This is a genomic window from Streptomyces sp. NBC_01497 (assembly GCF_036250695.1).
GTDB lineage: Bacteria > Actinomycetota > Actinomycetes > Streptomycetales > Streptomycetaceae > Streptomyces.
Genome location: NZ_CP109427.1, coordinates 7,907,861 through 7,924,505, shown reverse-complemented (window position 1 = coordinate 7,924,505; position 16,645 = coordinate 7,907,861). Strand labels below are relative to the sequence as shown.

Sequence of the window (16,645 nt, the reverse complement as noted above, 5' to 3'; positions counted from 1 at the left end):
CCAAGATCGACGAGATGTGGTCGGCGTCGGCATGGAGCCCAGCGGACCCTGGAAGCGCTGGACGCTCACCGATGCCCACGGACACCCATCTCCGCTGGACCGACGGGCTGTCGGCGCCGAGGTGACGAACCCCGGGCGCCGCCGGTCCGTGCCGCCGCGCGCGGCGAAGCACGACGTCTCCGTCGCACTCCATGTCCGAGATGGTGCGTTTAAGAATGCTATCTTCCCCTTGTGTCGAAGCGGACTGACGTACTCGTCGTGGTGTTCACGGTACTCACCGTGCTCAGCGGCGTGCTGGACGCAGCGAGCTATCTCGGCCTTGGACACGTGTTCACCGCCAACATGACCGGGAACGTGGTGATCCTCGGGTTCGCCGCGGCAGGCGCACCAGGCTTCTCGGCCCCCGCGTGCCTCGCCTCGCTGGGCGGCTTTCTGGTGTCGAGCGCGATCGTCGGAAGGCTCAGCCCACTGATGGAGACCGTACGGTCGCAGCTTTTGGTGGCTCTCGTGACCGAGTCCCTCATGCTCGGCTGCGCCTGCGGGGTGGCCGCCGCCAACGGCGTGTCCAGCGCGGGACCGCGCTACGCGGTGATCGTGCTCGGCGCACTCGCCATGGGCACGCGCAACGCGCACGTACGCCGGATCAACGTGGCGGAGATGCGGACCACGGTACTGACTCTCACACTCACCGGCCTCGCCTTCGACATCGCGCGCGGGGTCATCACGGCACAGCAGTTGACACGCGGGCTCGTCTCGGTCGTCGGGATGCTGCTGGGGGCGTTCATCGGAGCGCTGCTTCTGCGGCACTTCGGCATCGAATGGCCCCTGGGTGCGGGAGCTGTGGCCGCGGGCCTCACCGCGGCCGCCTACGCCGTCGCCGGCCGCGAGAGGAAGACTCCTCATGCGCCCGCTCCGGCTCAGTCCTCATAGCCGACCGGTCGGCGTCAGGAAACTGCCGACGGACCCGGCGGACTGGTCCGCTCGCCGGCTCAGCGAACCTCTGCCGCCCCGGACTCGGCCTGGATCGGCAGGATGCGAACCTGTCGGCTCCCCCTGTGAGTGCTCTCTCGTCCACCGACCGATCGAGCGTCCCGGACGGAGTTGACGACTCGACGACGCCAATCGGGATGAAGCCGCGGAGCGCACCTGCTGGAATCCCGGTACGCGAAACCCCGGCCGCCCGGGGCGGCATGACGTAGATCGGTTTCCGTCTCCGGCCCCGGCCCCGGCCCCGGCCCCGCCACGAGGCCCGGGGAGCGGCCACGCACACGCCGTTCGTTGCGGCAGGACGGACGTCGGCGGTCACGGCTCGGTGTGTTCGCGAATCCATGATGCGGCCAGGGCACGCCAGTTCGCCGTGTCCCCAGCGCCTTCGGCCAGGCCGAGGCTGTGCGGACCGTGCGCGAACACGTGAACGGCGTGCGGGACGTCGTGGGCCGCGAGAGCGGCAGCGAGACGGTAGGTGTGCTCGGGAGGGACGTAGGCGTCCTCCGCGGTGTGCCACACGAAGAACGGCGGTGCCTCGGACGTCACCAGCGCGTCCAGGGAGGTGGAGCGCCGCAGCACCGGGTCGGCTTCGTCCCCCAGCAGAATCAGCCTCGCGGGGCGATAGGTTTCGGTCTCCATCGACGTGATCGCGTATCCGAGGACTGCGAACTGCACGGCTTCCTGCGCATCGGCACCGGGTGCGAGCGCGGCGAGGCCGGCCAGGTGGCCGCCCGCCGAGAACCCCATCAGCCCGATGCGCTCGGCCCCACTCGCTCGGCAACGCCGGATCTCGGCCCGAAGGGCCTGGAGCGGCAACGGATGCCTGACGTTGAGCGGATAACGAAAGACGCCGGCCTGCAGCCCGAGCCCGTTGAGCCAGGCGACCACAGGCTCGGCCTCATGGGCGGCGTGCTCGGCGTACCCGCCGCCCGGGAGGACGATCACATGCGTTCTCACCTCGAACCGGCCCCTCTCCTCAGCGGCCGCGCTGACCGAGGTGCGGCCGATGCCGCCTGTTTGGTCAGATCGGCCATTACGACGGGTTCGGTGCCCTTTCGGCGGAGCCGGGAACCCGACGCAGCAAGCAGATCCCGGCCCGGCGGCCACCGCACGTCCAACCCACCGTTCGAGTGACCGGACACGCGTACACGTAGTCGGGTGAAGAGGTGGTTCCCGGCGCACTCCGCACGCGCCCGGGCCCCCCTTGAGGATCTGGCTCAATCGGCTGACGCCGCCGCCACCGGCAGCCCCGCTCCCGCCCGCTGTCTGTACCGGACCGGCGGCACCACGTGGCGCGCCTGGGCGATGGCGGAGCATGGCGTGACACCGAAGCGGCGCGCCAAGCCCTGGGGCATCGCGCACCGCCCGTCGCCTGCGTCGCCCGGGCGGTCGCGTGGGTCCCGGCAACGCCGCGAGATGCTTCCGCAGGGGACGGGGCTCACCATGGGGCGTGAGGAGGGGAAGCCGCGACGTCGCCCCCTCCACAAGCGGCAAGGGGGCCACGATGGCGGACACACCGATCGTTGTTGTCGAACCACTCCTCGTCGGCGGCGGGCGTCCCGTCCGGGTACGAGGAGAGGTCTACGCCGTGGCTCGTGGCCGTGTGGAACTCGAACGGGTGCTGGAAAGCATCCGTCACCGGCTCAGCGAGAGCGGCGAAATCGACGAGGAACTGCCTGTCGAGTGGCACGGTGGCGGCCTTGACGCGTGGTGACCACGGTGCGGCACAGCACGGATGAGGACCTGCGGCGCGTCGTCGCACCGCAAGAGTCCGCTACCCGGGGGGTTTCCCCACGACGGCTTGCAGCCAGGCGGCGGTCGTCGCGAGCGTGGCGAGACTGTCGAACTGTTGGTCCTCATGTCCCGCACCTGCCAGGAGTTCCAGGCGGCTGGATGCTCCGGCGCGGCCAAGTGCGCTGTGCAGGGCGCATGCCTGCGAGGGGGGCACGATACGGTCGCGATCACCGTGGACGATGAGAAAGGGCGGTGCGTGATCCGACACACGCGACACCAGGCTGACTCCCTGGGCCCGTTGCGCCAGCTCCGCCTGATCCGTGGTGCCCAGCAGATCCGCCTCGAAGTGGAAGGGCAGCAGACGCGCCTCGACCGCACTGCGGGCAGCTGAGGCCGCGAGGTCGGTTTGGCCGAACCAGTGCACGACGGCCTGTACACCGCTGGACTGTTCGCGATTTCCGCCGACCGTACCCTCAAGGGCGTCGTCGCCCTCGGACAAGGCCAGGAGCGATCCCAGGTAGGCCCCCGCGGACGCGCCCCACACACCGAGCCGCTCCGTGGAGAGTCCGAGGCGTGGCCCCTGCGCCCGCAACCAGCGTACGGCCCCCTTGAGATCATGCAGTTGCTGCGGGAACGTTGCCTGGGGCGCGAGACGGTACTCCACGGACGCAACGGTCACACCGAGGGCGGCGAGGGGCGCCAGCCACCGCGTGCCGTCGTCTCCCTTGTCGCCCGTGCTCCAGCCACCGCCGTGTGCGTACACGACGACCGGGGCGTTCGATGTCTCAGGGCGGTAGAGGTCGAGTCGCAGCCCGGCCCCTCCCACCTCGGCGTACACGAGATCCCGCTCGACGGTGACCATCTGCCCTCCGGGGCCTTCCGGATCGTCCTCACGGCAGTGAACGCGCCGCTCCACGGGGTGCGTTCGCCGACGACAGCCCGTAGCCGACGGAGAAGAAGCAATCGCGATCGCGCGCCGGACCCGTGGTGGGCGTGTGTCAGTGGCTCGGCGGCTTCAGGCTGTACCGTTTGACCACGTCGCCGAGCCAGTCCGGAGTGCCGTACGTAATCCCGTATTTCTCGGCCAGTTCGGTGAATTCGGGCGATGCGTGCAGGTCCGGTGCCCCCTGGCCGGCCGCCCCCGCATGGGAGACGAGCAGTTCGCTGAGTTCCCGGAAGTAGCTCTCGAACCCGCCAGGAGTGATGATCTCGACGATCCGGCCGGGCCGGCTGCCCGCGTTCCACATCGCGTGCATCTGTCCGCGCGGTTTGGTGATGTAACCACCGGGTTCCAGGACCACCTCGCTGTCGTCCGAGCGGAACCCGATCTCGCCTTCGAGTACGAGCGAGTGCTCATCTTCGTTGGTGTGCCGATGGGGAGCGGTGATCGTGCCGACTCCGAAGGGATGCTCGACGATCGACGCTTCCCCGCCGTTGGTCTCGCTGGACAGCTTGAACACAGCCCCGAAACCTGGCAGGACCGCGGTGTCCCCTTCTCCGGGTTGTACCACCGTGACCTCGGTATCTTTTCCACCGGTCACCTGGTTCACCTCCTGCTGTCTCCGTGGCCCGCACGTCCCGCAGACAGGCACACCGGTGCCGGCCCGAAGCCTCTCCCGCCTTCTTTCATGCTAGGCGCGACCCGCTATGCCCGCATGGGCGGTCGCCCGGGCCGCGTCTGGTGAGGACGTCCGCCACGGGCGGGCGCGGCGCGGAGTCCACTTGGGGCGGTCGCAGGCGACAGCACGCCCGGCCAAGGCTCCGCCGCTCCGCCCTCCGGTCTTACGTCGCATTTTCGGTTTCGAGCAGGAGAATCGCGATGTCGTCGCTGATCGCTCCTGCTGCGTTCTCCTCGGACCGGCGGATGATCTCATCACAGAGTGAGCTCAGGGACCGCGACCGCGCCGTCGCGATGAAGTCGGCGAGATCGTCGATGGCGTCACCCACATCGATGCCCGCCCGCTCGACGAGACCGTCGGTGTAGAAGGCGAGGAGGGTGCCGGGCGGCATCCCGATCTCGGTCGTCCGGTAGGTCGTGGCCGGCTCGACGCCGAGGAGGAGACCCGGCGGCAGATCCAGAACCTCGACACAACCGTCCGGCCTCCGCAGGATCGGCGGAGTATGACCCGCCATGGCCAGCGTGACGCTCTCGCGCCGCAGGTCGATCTGAGCGTAGAGACCACTCGCGAACAGTTCCGTGTTCAGGTCTGCCAGGAGGCGGTTGGTGCGCTCAAGGACTTCGCCCGGTGAGGCACCGGCCTGCGCGTGGGTGTGCACGGCGGTCCGCACCTGCCCCATCAGGGCGGCCGCCTGCACGTTGTGTCCCTGTACGTCACCGATCACAGCGGCCGCCGTGGCATCGTCCAGCCGGATCAGGTCGTAGAGGTCGCCGCCGACGTCCAGACCGTTCGTGGCCGGGCGGTAACGGGCGGCGGTGCGCAGGCCCGCGAGCCGGGGCAGGCTGCCCGGCAACAACCCTGCCTGCAGCCCGCGCGCCGTACTGGCGGTGATGTCGTAGAGGCGTGCCCGCTCCAGGGCTTGGGCGATCACGCCGGCGAGGGAGTTGAGTTCCGCTCGCTCGTCATGCACGAACGAGCGAGGCCGCTCATACCCCAGGACACAGCAGCCGATCGTCCGACCGGACACGGTCAGGGGCAAGTAGGCGAAGGCACCCATCTCTCTGCATTCATCAATATGTGGATATCTTTTCAGAAGTGCAGAGCTGTCGGTGTGGAACGAGGGGATTCCACTGTCGATCGTGCGTATCCCCTCGGTACGCGTCGTGAGGGGAATACCATCGAAATACTTGCGCAGTCGAGTAGAAAATCCCACGGAACTGACGTCATGCAGGCGGCCATTTTCAGCGACGAGCAATGCCAGGCCTTGAGCGCCGAGAACGGGCATCATCTGCTCACCCAGCGAGTCGGAGACTTCCCTTACGGTGCTCGCTTCGGTCAGGGCCGAGACCAGGTGCAACAAATGAAAAAGCGTACCGGCCCGCCTGGCGACCGTGGGCCTTGACGTCCCGACAGCGACCTCGATGTCGATGGCAAGATCCGTGGGCAATACACAGGCAGTGAGTCCCCAGTCGTCACCGTACAGAGTGACGGTCAGCCGGCGGCCGTGCGGAGGGCGAACGGTGAACGCGGACGGAAGGCGACTGAAGAGCGCCGACAGGTACGCGTTCTCGAAGGCGGGATCGCTCAGCCAGGGCAGCGCCCCGAAGAGTTCCGGTTTTCCAGATCGCCATCGCCCAGGTCCAGCAGTTCGCGAGCCTTGTCGCTGATGAACGTCAGGCGCCCCTCCGTATCGAGCGCGCACACTCCCCACGGCAGACGGTCGACGACGCGACTGACCGGTCCCACGCTACGAGGTGGCGGCTCCAGGGCCAGCGGTTCGAGCCGGATCCGCGCGGGGTTTCCCGCCTCGGCGGCCCCCCGCAGCGCCCGCGTCGCGCGCAGGCAAGAACGCTCGATCTCGCGTTTTTCCGCCTCACCGAATTCGGGAGATCGCGTACTCGGCCACAGCAGCAGCATGGCCCCGCGGCACTCCCTCTCGTCGACGAGGGGCGCCACGTACATCGCGACGGGGTAAGGGAAAGCCAGCGCCGTCCGGGGAAAGCGACGCGTCAGTTCCTCCTGGTCGCTGAGCCACACAGCACGACCCGTACGGACGACTTCGGCCACGGGAACGTGCGCCGCACGCGCCACCTTCGACCACGGCAAGGCGATCCGTGCCGACACGCCCCGCACGACGGACATACGAATAAGCTGCTCATCGGGCACGACGAGATAGGCGGCGACCAGGTGCGCGCCGACCGTGCGCGCGATCGCACCCACTTCGCCGTCAAGAACACGGTTCGCGTCCCCCGCGCTCCCGACCGCATGCTCATCGGACACAGCCCACCGCTTCCCAGCAGACACGTCTCACCGGACCGCGGCCAACAGCAGCGGCGCCCCTGTTGAGAACCTCCACGAAATGGAGCACCCACCAGCTTCGACGTCGACCCGGGCGCCTCCGGCATCACCTGATGATCCCCGGACGACCGCCATGCGCGGACGCCTCTTAGAGCCTGCGCCTGAACCGTCCCGTCAGGACAATTTCGGTCGCTTCTGCCCGCGTAGCGGCATCTTCCTGGCCCTCAAAGTCACCCTCCGCCGCCAGAAGGCACCACTCCAACTCGTCCCTTTTGACGGCTCGACCCACCTGAGGCGAATCGCCGGGGGACGGTTGCCGTTCGCCATGTCCTGCGCTCCGGTCGATTTCGGCGTATAAATTATCGGCACGATGAATTGTCGACACATTGTCGGCACATCCGAGAGGGCCTTTTCACTGCAGGCCGTGTCCGGATCGGACATCCCGCCATCACCAGGCCGACTCGCTCGGACCAACCGTGCGCGGGCCGCCCGGGCCGTCGGTCCAGACAATCCACAGGACACTGTGTGAAACACGATGTGGTGGGTGGCCAGGTGGCCCCGATTCGACGTCCCCGTCGGGGCCTGCACCCCATCCCTGTGGAGAGTAGCCTCAGAGGACGTGGGCAAGGCAGGATTCTGAGCAATGCCGCCCGGCTGTCGCATCCGCACACGAAGCACAATCCGGACATTTCCTGGGCGGCTCGATGGGTCATGAATTCTCCACCGAACCCTGGACCATCATCCTTTGCCACCGCGTCGATTGCCGGCGACGCACCATCAAGGGAAATCCCGGCCCTTGACCTTGAAGGTCGGGGACTGCCCCGGCCACCAAGAGAAAAAAGGAATCACCATGTCCGAACGACCGTCCGCAGGACAACGGAGCAATGAAATCGAATCCACTGCGACGATCGATCGTCCTGTGGCACCGATCTTCGCATTCTACAGGGATTTCCGGAACCTCCCCCTCTTCCTGGGTGACGTGATGTCCGTCGAACCGACAGGGGACGCGACATCGCGGTGGACGATACAGGGACCCATGCGCGTCCGAATCCACTGGACCGTCGAGGTGGTCGAAGAGCGAGAGAACGCTTCGATTCGTTACCGAACGGCTTCGCCTCGCGGCCTCCAAACGATCTGGGACATATCTTTCACCCCGGAGGACCGAGCCGACGGGACAAAGGTGCGCGAAGTCATGACACTCCCCCTGGGGAAATTCGCCCAGGCAGGACTGTCTTTGATCGGCAAGCCTCCCGCCGACGAGATCGCGGCAAATCTCAACCGGTTGAAGCAGCTCATGGAGACGGGAAAAGTGACCGATCTGAGGCACGCCGTACCCGGCAAGTTCGTATCCCCCGTGCCTCCGTCGCTTTAGCACGTCAGACGCGGCAAGGACCGTAAGACCCGCTGGTGGAACCGCATGTGTCCCGAGTGGCGCGGTGACCTCACCGGGGCCTGCACCCGACGAGATGGCGTCGAGCTCCAGGTAGGGCGTGACGCGCGTGACGACCCAGCCGGCGGCGCCCCCCGCGACTCAGCGGCGGCGCACGGAAGGCGTGGGCACGAGACGGACCATGCCGTTCACGAGGTGGTCGATCGCGTCGCGTGAGGGCTCGTCGGTGAGGTTGGCGAGCAGCCGGGCGAGTGTGTGGGACACGAAGGGGAAGTCCATGACGCGATGGTTGAGTACGGAGTGGAAGCCGGACCGGCTGAGCAGGACGTCCAGGGTGAGGTTGCCGAGGCGGTAGTAGCGGCCCCATCGCCGGTTCATCTCAGCAGGGTAGAGACGCAGTACACGCTCTCGCCCGGGTCCCGCGGGGCGCGCCAGGGCGAGCGCCACGGTCTCGGCGGCGACCTCGCCGGCCTCCAGGGCCTGGCCGATGCCTTCACCGTTCCAGGGGCTGACCATCCCGCCGGAGTCACCCACCAGAAGCACACCGCGGGCGTAGAGCGGATGCCGGTTGAAGCCCATGGGCAGTGCCGCGCTGCGCAGTGGCCCCTCAGCGTTCCCTTCGCGCAGTCCCCAGGAGTCAGGGGTGCGGGCGAGCCACTGATCGAGGGTGGTCTTGAGGTCGGGCCGGCCGTACCGCCGGTGGGCCACGCTTCCCAGGCCGACGTTGACCCGGCCGTCGCCCATGGGGAAGATCCAGCCGTATCCGGGCAGGTACTGCTCACTCCTCGGCAGACGGACATCGGCCCACAGCTCCAGGTAGTCCCCCGGTGACTTCGTCGGACTGCGGTAGTAGCGGCGGGCCGCCGTGGCGATCTGCCGCTTGTTGTCCCGCTCCAGTCCCATGGCCAGCGCCAGGCGTGCGGACGCCCCGTCGGCCGCGATGACGATCGGAGCTCGGTGGACGGCGGATTCTCCCTTGTCGTTGACCGCGGTGACACCCGTGACGCGGCCCCCGCGGTCGGTGACGGGACCGGTGGCCTTCATACCGGTGAGGAGGCGGGCTCCGGCTGCGACGGCGTGGCGGGCGAGGAGATCGTCGAAGTCGTGTCGGCTGCGGGAGAGGCCGAAGCTCGGGTAGCGGCCGAGGTCCGGCCAGTCGATCTGGATCCGGCGTTCGCCGGTCATCCAGCGCATGCCGCGCGAACGCATCCAGCCGGGCTGGTCGATGTCGATGCCCATGCGGATGAGCTGACGGACGGCCCGTGGCGTGAGCCCGTCGCCGCAGACCTTCTCCCTGGGGAAGTGCGACTTCTCCAGGACAAGGACGTCGACGCCCGATGCGGCGAGGTGGTACGCGGCGGACGAGCCGGCGGGACCGGCGCCGACCACGATCACGTCGGCCTCGGTGTCGACCGCCGAGGCGCCGCGGTCGCCGGGCGACGAGCTGTCTGACGTCACTACCCGCATGAGGGCTCCCCTCCTCGAACAACCGGTGCCGCCTGAAAGACGGCGCCGGTGTTCATCATGGTTGACCAGCCCGGCGCCAGGCGTCCAACAGCCGTAAAAACTCGGCCCGTTTGCGCCGGGAGCGCGGAACCGGCACGGCGGTCGCGCACTCCACCTTCCAGGGGATCGCCGACGCCCTGACAGAACGCTGCCTCGGGCCGTTCCCGTCGGCGAGGGACGTCGTCAGGGCCGGTGACTCCGGCATCGACGCGGCCATGCCAGTCGGAGGTCCTACCCTTGTTCCCGGACGGGACACGGCACGGCAGTTGACCGTGACAGCGGCCCGGCAACAGCGTCCACCTCGACGGGGTCGTGACCCCGCCACCGCGACACGGTGGGGGGTGGCTCGGGGGCGCGTGCGCTCGGGGGCGCATGCGAAGCCGTTCCACGGCTCGATGCCGCCCGGCTGTCACTGGACGTGCACATGATGACGATGTGACGACGAAGTTCGTCAAGGGGAAGGCCCTCATCCCCCGCACCGCAGCGGGATCTTCTGCACGGGCGCCGACAAGCCCTCCACCGTCGATGTCACCCTCCGTGGCGTGAGGGCGAGAGGGCTACCGGCAACGCGTTCCCAGGGCGCGCCGGGTATAGCCTGGTTTGCGGAAAGCCTGGTAGTCGCGCCTGCCCTCCCGGTCGTCCGTCCCCGCACGCGATGGACCGGTGGGGAGCCGGTTCGCGTGCCACCTCCGGCCTTCAGGATCCGGCGCGTTCGTTCACAGTTTGCTGGACGAACCGGGCCGGGAACCGCTCGATGAGTTCGCGTGAGGAGACGGGATGTCCATCCACGCCGAGACCGTTGCCGGCTCCCCGTCACGCGTCGTGACCGCCGACCACTGGTTCGACTTCCTCTGCCCCTACTGCTACATCGGCCAGGACCGCAACCGGATCCTGCGCGAGCGTGGGATCAATGTCGTGGGGCACCCGCTGGAGATCCACCCCGAGATCGGCCCCGGAGGCACGCCCGCGGGTCCGCGTCAGGGGCCCACGTACGTGTTGCTCGCCCAGGAGGCCGAGGCGGCCGGGCTCCCTCTGCGCTGGTCGGACCGCATCCCGTACTCGCGTCCCGCGCTCGCCGCGTACGCGTGGCTCCGCGAGTCGGAGCCCGAGGCCGCCGAACCTTTCGCCTCCTCGGTGTTCGCGGCCTACTTCGGCAACGGCCGGGACATCGAGTCCGAGGAGTTGCTCCTCACGCTGGCCGACGGGACCGGCGGCGACGCGGAGGACCTGCGTGCGGCGCTGGCGTCGGGATCCGCGAGCGCCGCGCTGGCAGGCTCGGAGGTTCTCGGCTGGGAGAAAGGTGTCGCCTCTACCCCCACTTGGCTCGTCGGAGCCGAGCGAGTGTCCGGGCTGCGTCCCCGGACGTTCTTCGAGACCTGGCCACCACGCCGGTAGCCGAGCCGCCCCGCCGGCCGAGCAAAGGCCCCCTCATGCCAGACACGCCCCGCACCGTGGTCGGCCGGATGGCACACCGCGGTGAGGAAGCGGGGGACGCCGGAGCCGAGAGCCTCCTCGCCCTCGGCCTGCTCCCGCGGGCGGGCACACCGTGAAGCGCCTCACGATCAAACGGTCGGCACCACCGCCCCGCCGCAACGTGCTGATCACCGGGGCCAGTTCCGGGCTCGGCGCCGAACTGGCCCGCCGCCACGCCGCGCAGGGACGCAACCTGGCGCTGTGCGCCCGCCGCACCGACCGGCTCCACGCGCTACGTGAGGAACTGCCCGCCCAGCACCCCACGATCCGGGTCGAGACCCGCCGACTCGACGTCACCGACCACCAGCAGGTCTTCGCCGTCTTCGACGAGCTCACCGCCGCACTGGGCGGGCTGGACCGGGTCATCGTCAACGCAGGCGTCAGCCGAGTCGCCTGCATCGGCACCGGCGATTTCGCTCTCAACCAGCAGATACTGGCCACCAATCTCAACGCCGCGCTCACCCAGTGCGAAGCGGCCCTGCGGATCATGCGCGCCCAACGTTCCGGCCATCTGGTCATGGTCTCCTCGGTGGGCGCGCTGCGCGGCCTGCCGGGTCTGACCGCCTATTCGGCGAGCAAGGCGGGAGCCGCCACCCTGGCCGAAGGCATCCGGGCGGGCCTGTTCGACACCCCGATCGCGGTGACCACCCTCCTGCCCGGATTCATCGAATCCGAGATGACCGACGCGGACAAAAGGCCGCCGCTCATCGTCTCCACGCGGAAAGGAGTGGATGCCATGATGAAAGCCATCAACGCCGAACGGGCCACGGCCATCATCCCGCCATGGCCGTGGAGGCCTCTTGCTGTCGTCCTGCGGCACATCCCCGTGCGTCTCCTCGCCCGACTGGGCTGAGACCCCCGCACCGCACGGCCCGGCACTCGAAGCCCGGGCCCAGCACGCAAGAAGCGGGTGCCCTGGTCACGTCCCCGGCCTTCGCCCCCGATAGGCGACGATCAGCACCCAGGCGGCGACGAACACCGCGCAGGCCCACTCGGCCGCCGTATGGGCGTCGATGCCGAGGTGGGAACCAGCGGAAGACAGATGACCGGAAAACAGGAGGTCAGCGGAGCAGTCACAAGATTCTCGACGTCCCCGCGGAGCGTCCCGCGCCGCCGCCGACTCTGTGCCACGTAGGCGAACGTCAACAACAGCCAGGCGAGCGCGGCTACCGTGTGCATCGCGTCCGCCACCCATGCCGCCGGCCCCGCCCCTCCGTCCGGGCAGCACGGCCACCCGGTCCCGCGCCTGTCACCGACGGGGCTCGTCGGACGGACCCGACGCGTGGGGACCCGACGATCCGGTGGGAGGACCGGCGCGGGCTCGCGCCGGGTGCGCGGCTCCGGCTCGGGCGTCAGTCGCGTGGCAGCAGGGATCCCAGGGGGCCGAGGTCCAGGTTGAGGTCGGCGACGGTGAGCCCGTGTTGCTCGCACAGTTCGTGCATGCGCTCGTCGAGCAGCAGGAGTGTCGTACCGATCCGCTCGACCTGCTCCTCACCGAGATCACCCAGCTCCACGCGGCGGATCGCTTGTCGTTCCATCAGCTGCCGCAGGAGTTCCACCACGGTGAGGACCAGGGAGACCAGGTCACGGCCCATCTGGTCGCGGTCCACATCGAAACGTGTATCCGTCACAGGGGACCTCCGTCCGCCCAGGGAGCGGGTACCCGTTCGTTCACCGACGACAGGAGGGCGTGCAGGGACAGCCGGACCAGCGGGACGTCGGCGATGGCGATGACAAGATCACCGCTGATCACCACACCGGTCGTCAGGACCCGATCCAGCAGGTCGACGAGGGGGACTCCGATGGGGCCCGACAGCGGCTCGGGGGTTTCCCACGGCACGAGGTGACTGGCCACCATGCCTCACACCTCCCCGGCGAAGGAGTAGGGCACCCACGGGCCGGTCATCTCGATGGACGCTCCGGTCCGGCCTTGAAGCGAACGCACAGCCTCACCGAACTCACCGGCCCGGTCCGCCTCGACCAGATAGGTCGCGTTGAGCACCTGCACGCCTCGCGCCTCTGATGTTTTCTGGCCGTGTGCCCGCAGTCGGCGGCCGGCGGCCGCCAGCACGAGCAGGGCGCTGTCTACTGTGTCGGCGGTGCGAAGAGCGTCGGTGTGACACTGCTCCCGCTCCTGATGGAGGCCCCGTTTGCGTTCCAGGTAGGCGCGGCCCGCGCCGGGGGCGGGCGTGTCGCGGATCCCCGGCGTGCGGGGCGGCTCGGCGCGTGGTGGGACCGCGGTCGGTGCATAGACCTTCACTCCCAGCTCGACACGCCCGTCGATGCGCCGCAGGGCATTCCGGAAGCGTTCGATGTCCTGCTGGAGCGCCGAGCAGGCCCGCTCGTCCGTGCGGTAGAGCGTGGCCAGTGCGAGGGGAACCGTCGGACCGCAGGCGGCGGCAGCGGACACCACCTGATGATGGGCGCGAGCACACCGTTCGAGTTCCCGCTCGTCCAGGAGGCGTTCCTGCCAGGCTTCTTCGGTGAATTCGGCGGCGTCGACGTGCTGCACGACGGCTGTGAGATCACCGAACGGCAGGGCGCGGACCGGACTGTTCTCAGCGAGCCCCGGCAGGGCTGTCAGGGCGGAGGGGGCGATACGGCCGCAGACCGCGAAAACGTAGGTCGCACCGGAGTCCGGGCCCTGGCCGCGGTCGGGCTGCCGGCTCATGCCCCCTCCCCCTCTCCGGTTCTCGTGCCAGGGGGTGAGCTGTGCGCCTCACCGAGGTTCGATTCGAGAGCCGCGAGGCGCGCGCGCAGCTCAAGGTTCTCGTCCTGGAGTGCGCTGCGGGCAGCGCGTGAGCTCAGGGCCGGGTCGGTCTCCCACCAGTCGATACCGGCCTTCTTCGCGGTGTCCACCGACGAGACGAACAGACGCAGCCGGATGGTCAGCAACTCGATGTCGAGCAGGTCGATTTTGATGTCTCCGGCGATCACGATGCCTTTGTCGAGGACCCGTTCGAGAATGTCGGCGAGGTTGGCCGCGTTGGGCCCCGAGACAAAGGTCTCGCCCTGCTGTCTGAAGTCGACCTCAGTCACGGGGTTCCTCACCCCTTTTTCTCGTCGGCGAGCTCGTCCTCGTCGTCATCTTCCTCATCGTCGTCGTCATCGTCATATTCATCGTCGTCACCATCTGCATCCTCATCCTCTTCCTCGCCGTCCTCGTATGCGCCGTCCTCGTCGTCCTCGTCCTCGTCCTCGTCGTAACCGTCGTCCTCTTGGGCCGCTTCTTCCTCTTCGGTCACTTCTTCGTGCGTGCGTACGACTTCCCCGTCGCGGATCTCACCGCGCCACGCCTCGGGCTCTTCGTCGGTGAAGGTGACGTAGCGCTGGAAATGCTTGAAGTCCAGGCGCATGCGGCGGCCTTGTGCCCGCCAGAGATTGCCCGTCTTCTCGAAGAAGCCCGACGGGTAGTACTCGATGACCAGGACGACACGCGTCAGGGCGGGCGCCAACTCGTGAAAGCTGACCACCCCGCGGGTGCTGCCCTTGGAACCCTCCGACGTCCAGACGATGCGTTCGTCCGGTACTTGCTCCTGGACGGTCGCCTTGAAGCTGCGGTTCGAGAAGGCGATCTTCACCTTCCAGTCGCTTTCCACCTCGTCGCTCGGCGACACCTGGCTCACGCCTTTGGTGAACTCGTTGAACTTGTCGTACGCGGTCCAGTGGTCGTAGACCGTGCGGAGCGGCAGCCCGATATCAAGGACCTCGATGACACTGGTCACCTTGTTCTTCCCCGCGCTGCCGCCACCTCCGGAGCCGCCGCCGAAGGCCTCTTTGACCTTGCCCATGACGTTGTCCTTGGCGTCCTTCGCCTTTTCGGAAACGATGGCCTTCACCGGCGACTCGCCCTTGAGCAGGCGTGAAGCGATCTTGGGCAGCGCCCCGCCGTTCTCCGAGATGCCGGTCAGTTGCCCCGTGAGGTCCGTCAGCTTGCTGCCTGCTTTTTCCGCGAGATGCTCCACCTGCGACGTGAGGAACTTCGAAAGCTCCTCACGCACCCGGTCGGCGGCTGACGGAGTGGCGTCAGAGGCATCGGAAGGTGTCTTGGCCACTGCCGGCTACCCCCTGCGTTCGGTACGCGTGGACGTCTTTGCGGGCTTTTTCGCAGAAGAGGCCGTCCTGCCCGCCTCCCTGGGGGTCGCCCTCTCCCCCTGCCCGTGTGCGGAACGACGCCCCGCCGCCGCAGACCCGTCGGCCCGACGGGAACTCCGCCGGCCCCTGGGCGGCTCGTCGGCCTCCTCGTCCGCCTCCACCGTCTCCTCCGTCTCGTCCTGCTGACGCTCGTCCTCCGCCGCGCCCCCGTCGTCCCCGGCGAGACCGTGGGCGGCCGTGCGGCTGCCGATCGCGTCGGCAAGCGCGTGCAGAGCCCGATTGGCGACGGCCGTCAGCGCGCTGCGGCCGGCTTCCATCCCCTCGTCGCGCAACTGTGCTTGTAGCGCTACCACTTGGGGCACCTCGGCGATGCGGCGGACGCCTTCGACAAGCAACGTCCGCGGATCGAGGCCCACTCTTCTGCCGGCCAGGAACGTGGCGGCGGTGAGGGCGATCCGCCCTTTCTTCGTGCGTCCCAGCACGTAGCCGCCGACGACCGCGGCGGCAAGGAAGTTCTTGGTCTGGTTATCCATGTCTTTTCCTCGTCCGGTGTCCGTCCACGGTCGGCGGCCGACTGTCGTGCAGCCGGTCGAGCAGCCGCTCCTCCTCCGCCTCGAATTCCTCGATGGTCAGGGCTCCGTCCTCCAGTTCCCCGTTCAGGGCGGCGAGCTGGGCTCTGATCAGGGCCGGGTCGTGCGTCTGGCGGTGCGCGGCATCCACCAGTTGCTCCGCCACCCATGTCACACCGCGAACCGGAGCCAGCGGCAGCGTGAGCAGCCCACTGACGAGGCCCATCTCAGGCTCCCGCGCCCGCGAGTGAAGCCGCCGGCTCCACGAAGCTGTAACAGGGCAGGGGGCCGGAGACGCGCAGTTCCACCCGGTCACGGTGGAGGGCGGCGAACCGCGCCGCCGCCTTCTCGAACCGTTCGCCGTCCGCCTCGTCCACGAGGAACGACATGTTGAGCACACAGCCGGAGACCTCGGGCCCGGCGGCCACGGCGTGCGAGAGAGGCGTCAGCAGGACCACCGCCTGCCGGCCGGCCACCGCCGCCCTACCGGACAGGGCGGACACCAGCGCCTCACCCAGTTTCACGTTCGCCTCGTACCCCGGGCGCCGCCTCGCCTCCTCACGGAGCCGCCGGATCCCGCTGTCCTCCCGCACGAGATGGGCCAGCGCGTCCGAGGCCGGGAGGGCTTTGACGTTCATCTCCACCCGGCCCGCCACCCGCTCCAGCGCCGGGACGTGCTGTGCCTCCGCGTTGGCCAACTGCTCACTCAGCGAGGCCTCGTCCAGGGCCACCATGCCGAACTGCGTCGGCAGGACGGGACCGCCCTCGATGAGACGTCGCAGCACTTCCTGATGCGCGAGCAGATCGCGACGGCGCGGACGCAGCTTCGGCGGTGCCTCACTCACGACGGCGCTGATACGGCCCTGCGACAGGACGCGCAGGGCCGTGGGCGGTGTGCCCACACCGCGAAGGCCCGGCGGGACCCGCTGCCCCGCCGGAACGATGGCGTAGACGTAGAGGCCATGGGTTGTCAC

General features: G+C 68.6%; 19 protein-coding genes. 5 read left to right on the top strand and 14 right to left on the bottom strand.

Features of this window, described 5'->3' with window-relative positions; genetic code table 11:
* Window positions 1-231: 231 nt before the first annotated feature.
* Window positions 232-930 (top strand): YoaK family protein, encoded by a 699-nt coding sequence (locus OG310_RS33465; protein ID WP_329459598.1) that lies wholly within the window; start codon window positions 232-234, stop codon window positions 928-930.
* 372 nt (window positions 931-1,302) lie between these two features.
* On the opposite strand, the gene OG310_RS33460 is transcribed toward OG310_RS33465, so the two are convergent.
* Entirely contained in the window at window positions 1,303-1,944 is a 642-nt protein-coding gene (locus tag OG310_RS33460; protein WP_329459597.1) for an alpha/beta hydrolase, read from the bottom strand.
* Window positions 1,945-2,491: 547 nt separating this feature from the next.
* On the opposite strand from OG310_RS33460, the gene OG310_RS33455 reads away from it, so the two are divergent.
* Window positions 2,492-2,701, top strand: coding sequence for a hypothetical protein (locus OG310_RS33455; RefSeq protein ID WP_329459596.1), 210 nt, complete (start codon window positions 2,492-2,494; stop codon window positions 2,699-2,701).
* A 60-nt stretch (window positions 2,702-2,761) separates the two neighbouring features.
* Here the strand turns inward: OG310_RS33455 and OG310_RS33450 are convergent, their stop codons facing one another.
* The 4 genes from OG310_RS33450 to OG310_RS33435 all read right to left on the bottom strand — a co-directional run bounded on the left by OG310_RS33450 (window position 2,762) and on the right by OG310_RS33435 (window position 6,620).
* Window positions 2,762-3,583, bottom strand: coding sequence for an alpha/beta hydrolase (locus OG310_RS33450; protein WP_329459595.1), 822 nt, complete (start codon window positions 3,581-3,583; stop codon window positions 2,762-2,764).
* 136 nt (window positions 3,584-3,719) lie between these two features.
* Complete coding sequence (locus OG310_RS33445; RefSeq protein ID WP_329459594.1) at window positions 3,720-4,271, bottom strand: cupin domain-containing protein; 552 nt, start codon at window positions 4,269-4,271, stop codon at window positions 3,720-3,722.
* A 232-nt stretch (window positions 4,272-4,503) separates the two neighbouring features.
* Entirely contained in the window at window positions 4,504-5,700 is a 1,197-nt protein-coding gene (locus tag OG310_RS33440) for a PP2C family protein-serine/threonine phosphatase (protein ID WP_329459593.1), read from the bottom strand.
* Between the two features lie 224 nt (window positions 5,701-5,924).
* The gene (locus tag OG310_RS33435) at window positions 5,925-6,620 is read right to left on the bottom strand and encodes a hypothetical protein (RefSeq protein ID WP_329459592.1); all 696 of its coding nucleotides are present in this window, start codon (window positions 6,618-6,620) and stop codon (window positions 5,925-5,927) included.
* 868 nt (window positions 6,621-7,488) lie between these two features.
* Here OG310_RS33435 and OG310_RS33430 point away from each other — a divergent pair.
* Window positions 7,489-8,010: an SRPBCC family protein gene (locus tag OG310_RS33430; RefSeq protein WP_329459591.1), complete on the top strand. Its 522-nt coding sequence runs from the start codon at window positions 7,489-7,491 to the stop codon at window positions 8,008-8,010.
* Between the two features lie 159 nt (window positions 8,011-8,169).
* On the opposite strand, the gene OG310_RS33425 is transcribed toward OG310_RS33430, so the two are convergent.
* Entirely contained in the window at window positions 8,170-9,495 is a 1,326-nt protein-coding gene (locus OG310_RS33425; RefSeq protein ID WP_329459590.1) for a geranylgeranyl reductase family protein, read from the bottom strand.
* A gap of 816 nt (window positions 9,496-10,311) precedes the next feature.
* Here OG310_RS33425 and OG310_RS33420 point away from each other — a divergent pair.
* Window positions 10,312-10,929 carry a DsbA family oxidoreductase gene (locus OG310_RS33420; protein ID WP_329459589.1) on the top strand — a complete coding sequence of 206 codons (618 nt, stop codon included), beginning with the start codon at window positions 10,312-10,314 and terminating at the stop codon, window positions 10,927-10,929.
* Window positions 10,930-11,080: 151 nt separating this feature from the next.
* On the top strand, window positions 11,081-11,860 hold the full coding sequence (locus OG310_RS33415; protein ID WP_329459588.1) for an SDR family oxidoreductase: 780 nt from the start codon (window positions 11,081-11,083) through the stop codon (window positions 11,858-11,860).
* Between the two features lie 499 nt (window positions 11,861-12,359).
* Here OG310_RS33415 and OG310_RS33410 read toward each other — a convergent pair whose 3' ends face one another.
* Genes OG310_RS33410 through OG310_RS33375 form a run of 8 tightly spaced genes read right to left on the bottom strand, consistent with a single transcriptional unit; the run spans window position 12,360 to window position 16,645 of the window.
* Window positions 12,360-12,638: a gas vesicle protein K gene (locus tag OG310_RS33410; RefSeq protein WP_329459587.1), complete on the bottom strand. Its 279-nt coding sequence runs from the start codon at window positions 12,636-12,638 to the stop codon at window positions 12,360-12,362.
* A complete protein-coding gene (locus tag OG310_RS33405) occupies window positions 12,635-12,865 on the bottom strand; it encodes a gas vesicle protein (RefSeq protein WP_329459586.1) in 231 nt (76 codons plus the stop codon). The genes OG310_RS33410 and OG310_RS33405 overlap by 4 nt, the downstream gene beginning before the upstream one ends.
* 3 nt (window positions 12,866-12,868) lie before the next feature.
* A complete protein-coding gene (locus tag OG310_RS33400; RefSeq protein ID WP_329459585.1) occupies window positions 12,869-13,678 on the bottom strand; it encodes a GvpL/GvpF family gas vesicle protein in 810 nt (269 codons plus the stop codon).
* Window positions 13,675-14,046 (bottom strand): gas vesicle protein, encoded by a 372-nt coding sequence (locus OG310_RS33395; protein WP_329459584.1) that lies wholly within the window; start codon window positions 14,044-14,046, stop codon window positions 13,675-13,677. Before OG310_RS33395 ends, OG310_RS33400 begins: the two co-directional genes overlap by 4 nt.
* An 8-nt stretch (window positions 14,047-14,054) precedes the next feature.
* On the bottom strand, window positions 14,055-15,062 hold the full coding sequence (locus OG310_RS33390; RefSeq protein ID WP_329459583.1) for an SRPBCC family protein: 1,008 nt from the start codon (window positions 15,060-15,062) through the stop codon (window positions 14,055-14,057).
* Window positions 15,063-15,068: 6 nt separating this feature from the next.
* Window positions 15,069-15,635, bottom strand: a complete 567-nt coding sequence (locus OG310_RS33385) for a hypothetical protein (protein WP_329459582.1) — start codon at window positions 15,633-15,635, stop codon at window positions 15,069-15,071.
* A complete protein-coding gene (locus tag OG310_RS33380; RefSeq protein WP_329459581.1) occupies window positions 15,628-15,897 on the bottom strand; it encodes a gas vesicle protein GvpG in 270 nt (89 codons plus the stop codon). Before OG310_RS33380 ends, OG310_RS33385 begins: the two co-directional genes overlap by 8 nt.
* A gap of 1 nt (window position 15,898) precedes the next feature.
* Entirely contained in the window at window positions 15,899-16,645 is a 747-nt protein-coding gene (locus OG310_RS33375; RefSeq protein ID WP_329459580.1) for a GvpL/GvpF family gas vesicle protein, read from the bottom strand.